This is a genomic window from Plectonema radiosum NIES-515 (assembly GCF_025753815.1).
GTDB lineage: Bacteria > Cyanobacteriota > Cyanobacteriia > Cyanobacteriales > Nostocaceae > Hassallia > Hassallia radiosum_A.
The window spans coordinates 4,483-9,855 of sequence record NZ_JAOWRF010000345.1 but is presented as its reverse complement, the minus strand read 5'-3'; the positions used below and the strand labels follow the sequence as shown (position 1 = coordinate 9,855).

General features: G+C 43.2%; 3 protein-coding genes. 2 read left to right on the top strand and 1 reads right to left on the bottom strand.

The annotated features are described in order from the left end of the window. Positions 1-1,733: DNA repair protein RecN (gene recN, locus OGM63_RS24450; RefSeq protein WP_263748273.1), on the bottom strand; the 1,733-nt coding region annotated here is incomplete at its 3' end. Positions 1,734-2,146: 413 nt separating this feature from the next. On the opposite strand from recN, the gene OGM63_RS24445 reads away from it, so the two are divergent. Both OGM63_RS24445 and OGM63_RS24440 read left to right on the top strand, forming a co-directional pair. After that, on the top strand, positions 2,147-4,129 hold the full coding sequence (locus OGM63_RS24445; RefSeq protein ID WP_263748272.1) for an ABC1 kinase family protein: 1,983 nt from the start codon (positions 2,147-2,149) through the stop codon (positions 4,127-4,129). 147 nt (positions 4,130-4,276) lie between these two features. Next, the gene (locus tag OGM63_RS24440; RefSeq protein ID WP_263748271.1) at positions 4,277-4,816 is read left to right on the top strand and encodes a nucleotidyltransferase family protein; all 540 of its coding nucleotides are present in this window, start codon (positions 4,277-4,279) and stop codon (positions 4,814-4,816) included. Positions 4,817-5,373: the final 557 nt, after the last annotated feature.

Here is a 5,373-nt window from a genome sequence, read left to right as displayed (position 1 = left end):
CTCCCCCACTCCCCCACTCCTCTTCGGTGGTTAGCAGCTTGTAATAAGAGTGATTCGGCAAAAGCGATCGCTTCATTTGCTGATTTTCCACCGGCTAGCTGTGCGAGTTCGTCGCGACGGGTGGTAATATTATCTAGGCTGGTGACGCGGACAACTGTACGCACTTCATCATTACCCTTATTATTGATTGTTTGCTTATCTACCCGGAAATGACAGTCTCCCATTGCTGCGACTAAAGGTTGGTGGGTAACACATAATACTTGCTGGTGTTGACTGAGTTGATGTAATTTTTCGGCGATCGCTTGTGCGACTCTGCCAGAAACACCAACATCTATTTCATCGAATACCATTGTTCCCGCACTATCAGCTAGAGAAAAACAAGATTTCAGCGCTAATAAAAAACGACTCATTTCTCCACCAGAAGCGATTTCTGTTAAAGGTTGCAGCGGTTCTCCCGGATTCGGACTAAACATAAAAGTGATTTTGTCCGCTCCCACTGCCGTGGGAAGTGTCAGCACTATTTGAACTTTAAACTTTACCTTTTCCATCGCTAAAGGCTTGAGTTCATTTAGCAATCGTAATTCTAAAGCTGCTGCTGCTGTGCGACGTAATTCAGTTAATTGCCCAGAAACTTGAGTCAGCTTTTCTAAACAAACTTTTTCTTGCTGTTCCAAACTTTCGATAGATTGTTCGCTGTCGTTAAGTTCAGCTAATTCTGATTGGATGCGCTGATAGTAAGCGATCGCTTCGGTAAGTGTCGGTCCATATTTGCGGCAAATTTGCTTTAATTCCCGAATTCGCTCTTCTGCTTCTTCTAATCGCTGCGGATCTGATTCCAAAGCTTCACCATAAGCGTTAATTTGTCGCGCTACTTCTACCACCGCTGTTTGAGCATCTCTTACCAAATCTAGCAGCGATTGCAACTGGGAATCGTATTCTACCATGTCATTTAATACCACTTCGCTGTCTGCGAGTAAATCGCCCACAGTTAAAGTTTCGTTATCGTTTTGGTACAACGCTTGATAAACTTTGTAGCTCATTTGTTGCAACTCAACTACATGATTCAAGCGCTGCTGTTCTTGTTCTAACTGTTCCAATTCATCAGGTTCGCAGAGATTTGCGGTTCCCAATTCTTGAACTTGATAAGTTAATAAATCGAATTGTTGTAAACGTTCCCGTTCTGAGGTGCGGCGTTTTTCGGTTTGTTGATGGGCGATTTGGTAAGCTGTAAAAGCCGTTGTCACAACTTGACGCTGTTGCATCAACTTTTCCCCACCGTAAAGATCCAACCAGTCCCGTACTTGGGCAGATTGTCCTACTTGTACAGTTTGACCTTGAGCGGTGATTTCCACCAAGCGATCGCGTAACCCCGTCATTAATTGTCGATTTACCAAAACTCCATTCACACGCGATCGACTGCGGATATTTCCTGATGTCGCAGTGATTTCTCGGCTAATAACTACAGAGTTATCATCTATCGAATCAATTTCTTGTTCGCTCAACCAAGCTGCGAAGGCAGAATTAGACGTGAAAGTAGCTTCTACCATCGCTCGACTTGTACCAGTGCGAATCAGCCTACTAGATACTTTACCACCTAAAGCCGCATCAATGGCATCCAGGATAATCGACTTTCCCGCACCAGTTTCACCTGTTAATACATTTAGTCCAGCGCCGAATTCTAATTCTAATTGGTCAACCAGGGCAAAATTTTCTATTCTCAGACAGAGTAACATGAAACCAATTTCTCCGTTAAGGTAGACGCCGGATTTTTGAAATTAAGAGACACTTGTATCAAGAGGGGGAAAGGGGAAAGGTATGGAAATAAAGAGTTGTTTAAATAGATGTATTATATTTTTCTTTTTTTTCCCCCCTCTTCAAACCCCACCTACTTAGTTTAATTTTACTTTGATGTTGATGGACGAAGTAAATAAAAGTTACTCCTCTTGTACCACATCACCGTCACCCTATAAGGGTGCGGCTAAACAAACGCTCGTCCACCTGCGTGGACTAATAAATCAAGGGTTTTGAAGCTTGCCTAATCGCGGGCTTTGTATTTAGAGCCAGCGGCTTCCAGCCTGAGGGCGACTCAACTGTCATAAATTGTTACAATACTTAACGTGGACGTATCGACCCGGTGGCTAACTTCATGAGTGCTAAGACAATTTCCCCAACTGACCAACCGATTGATGTTGAAGTGGTGTCTAAAGATGGTGCTATAGTTCCTGTGGTGATACCAAGGGTATCTCAGGTAGCGATCGCGCCAGAACAAAAACCCGAATTGCGTTACGATCCGATCGCTCTCGCAGCGTATTATCAAAAACGACCCCTGCAAGTTTTACGTCGTATTTTCACAGTTTTAACACCGAGTTTATCCTTTGCTTTTGGCTTGTGGTCGGACAGCAAACGTGGAGTTGTCGTCAAAAATGACCAGCGTCGTGCGGCTCAGTTGCGAGAATTGCTCACACGATTGGGACCCGCTTACATTAAAATTGGGCAGGCTCTATCTACCAGACCAGATTTGGTTCCCCCTGTATACTTAGAAGAATTAACCAAGCTACAAGACCAGTTACCGGCATTTCCGAATGAAATTGCCTATCAATTCATTCAAGAAGAATTAGGAGCGCTTCCAGAAGAGATTTACTCAGAACTTTCCCCCCAGCCAATTGCCGCAGCTTCTTTGGGACAAGTTTACAAAGGGAAATTGAAAAGTACTGGTGAGGAAGTCGCTGTTAAAGTCCAACGTCCCGACTTACGCGAAGGTATAACAATTGACTTGTATATTTTACGTCGTCTTGCGGGGTGGGCGCAGAGAACCTTTAAAAGGGTGCGAAGTGACCTTGTAGGGATTTTGGATGAATTAGGCGATCGCATCTTTGAAGAGATGGACTACATCCACGAAGGACAAAACGCCGAGAGATTTTTTCAGTTATACGGTCACATGAAAGACGTTTATGTACCGAATATTTACTGGGAATATACAAACCGTCGCGTTTTGACGATGGAGTGGATCAACGGCACTAAGTTAACTAATACAGCCGAAATACGCGCCCAAGGCATCGATGCACGTTATCTAATAGAAGTGGGTGTGCAGTGTTCTTTGCGACAATTATTAGAACATGGATTTTTCCACGCTGACCCGCACCCAGGTAACTTGTTAGCCACACCCGATGGTAAACTAGCTTATCTTGACTTTGGGATGATGAGCGAGATTCAACCGCTCCAAAGATATGGTTTAATTGAAGCGATCGTCCACGTTGTCAACCGCGATTTTGATGGTTTAGCGAAAGATTACGTCAAATTAGAGTTTTTATCACCAGAAACTGACTTAACCCCAATTATTCCCGCTTTTGCGAGAGTATTTGCCGATGCCGCAGGTGCTAGCGTTGCTGACCTCAACATCAAAAGCATCACCGATGAATTATCAGCTTTGATGTATGAGTATCCCTTCCGCGTTCCACCTTACTACGCTTTAATTATCCGTTCATTGGTAACGCTCGAAGGCATTGCGATTTTTATTGACCCCAACTTCAAAGTCCTCAGCGAAGCTTATCCTTACGTTTCCAAACGCTTATTAACCGACCCAGCACCGCAATTAAGAGCATCTTTGCAAGATTTGCTGTTTAAAGAAGGTACATTCCGCTGGAACCGTTTGGAAAACTTGTTAAAAAATGCTCGGAACAATCAAGATTACGACTTGAATGTGGTATTAGATCAAGCATTAGAGTTTCTATCTTCCGATAGAGGCGCTTTTATTCGCAATCGGGTAGTAGATGAAGCTGTTAAAGGAGTCGATGCTTTAGGTAAAAACGCTTTGCATAATTTTACATCTTTACTGCGTGAACGAGTTGGTTTGACAGCAATCAACGAAACTCCCTCAGCATCAGTTGAACAGCAACAAACCTTAGAGCATATCAAACGTATTTTTAATATTCTCCAAGAAACCCGTGGCTTTGATGCCGGACAGCTAGTTCCCCAACTTGCTCAGTTGGTGGTAAATCCTGGGGTGCAGCGTCTGGGTCAACAAGTTACCAGTCTCTTAGTTCAAAAAGCCATAGCAAGACTAATTCGGGAATTTTTAGCTCCCGAACAAGTTGTTGTCAGTCCTACTCAACCAAAACTACCTGCTTAACTTGTAGTCAGCGCTTCAGCGCTGTTCATTGGGGAATTTTTAGCCCCCGAAGAAGTTACTAAAGTCAAAGTAAAGCAAAACTACCTGCTTAACTTGTAGTAGGCACTTTAAGCGCTGAAGCGCTTACTACATTCATATAAATTTAAAATGAACGCTAACACACGCTTACAGATGATTTTAGCTGATTCGCCTGTTGGTATGGTACTGCCGATGATCGCGCGAATCAATCTGCCCAATTGGTGGTTAGCTGGTGGTGCGGTGCGAAATACAGTTTGGCGTTATATTTTCGGCAAAGAATGTAACTTAGTTATTAATGACTTTGATATTGCATTTTTTGATGAACAAGGAAATCGTTCTCAAGAATTAGCAGCAAAAACAACTTTGACAAATCAATTTCCTGACTACAAATTTGATGTCAAAAATCAAGCTAGTTTCGCTCGTTGGCGTGATGGACGTCAAACCTTTATTAGCACAGAAGACGGCATTGCAAATTGGCTCCACACAGCCACTGCTGTAGGCGTGAAGCTAGATGTTGAGGGAAAATGGCAATTTTTCACCCCCTACGGCTTAGATGACCTATTTTGCGGCATTATTCGACCCACACCAGCGCATATTGATAATCCAGATGCTGAACAAAAAGCATCTGGGTTTCTGCAAAAGTGTCCTTGCTTGCGTTTAGCAGTTTAAAATCTAGATGATAGCGATCGCACCTTTGTAGATATGAAGTGCGTTTTACAAGGTTGCTATTGGCATCGCTTTTAAATTTGGTGAGAAGCCCTGACGATTAAAATCGCGGCTATACAAACAAAGTCCGCCTACGCGGACTAACCTGGAAATAGGGTTTAAAATTTTATCTGGAAAGAGTAATAAAATAGCTTTCATCTCCCTCAAAGACTCGTTCATCTCCCTCAAAGACTCGTTCATCTCTCTCAAAGACTCGTTCATCTCTCTCAAAGACTCGTTCATCTCTCTCAAAGACTCGTTTATCTCTCTCAAAGACTCGTTTATCTCTCTCAAAGACTCGTTCATCTACCTCAAAGACTCGTTCATCTCCCTCAAAGACTCGTTCATCTACCTCAAAGACTCGTTCATCTACCTCAAAGACTCGTTCATCTACCTCAAAGACTCGTTCATCTACCTCAAAGACTTATTATTCTAGGACTTACGCATTTTGACGAAGAACTGTCATTCTGAACGGAGCGCAAGCGTAGTGTTCGCAGAGGGAGCGTCTTGAAGAGAAGAAT

What these genes read in the sequence shown, in the direction of transcription:
- OGM63_RS24445 (WP_263748272.1), top strand. Translation starts at nt 2,147, where the DNA reads ATGAGTGCTAAGACAATTTCCCCAACTGACCAACCGATTGATGTTGAA.
- OGM63_RS24440 (WP_263748271.1), top strand. Translation starts at nt 4,277, where the DNA reads ATGAACGCTAACACACGCTTACAGATGATTTTAGCTGATTCGCCTGTT.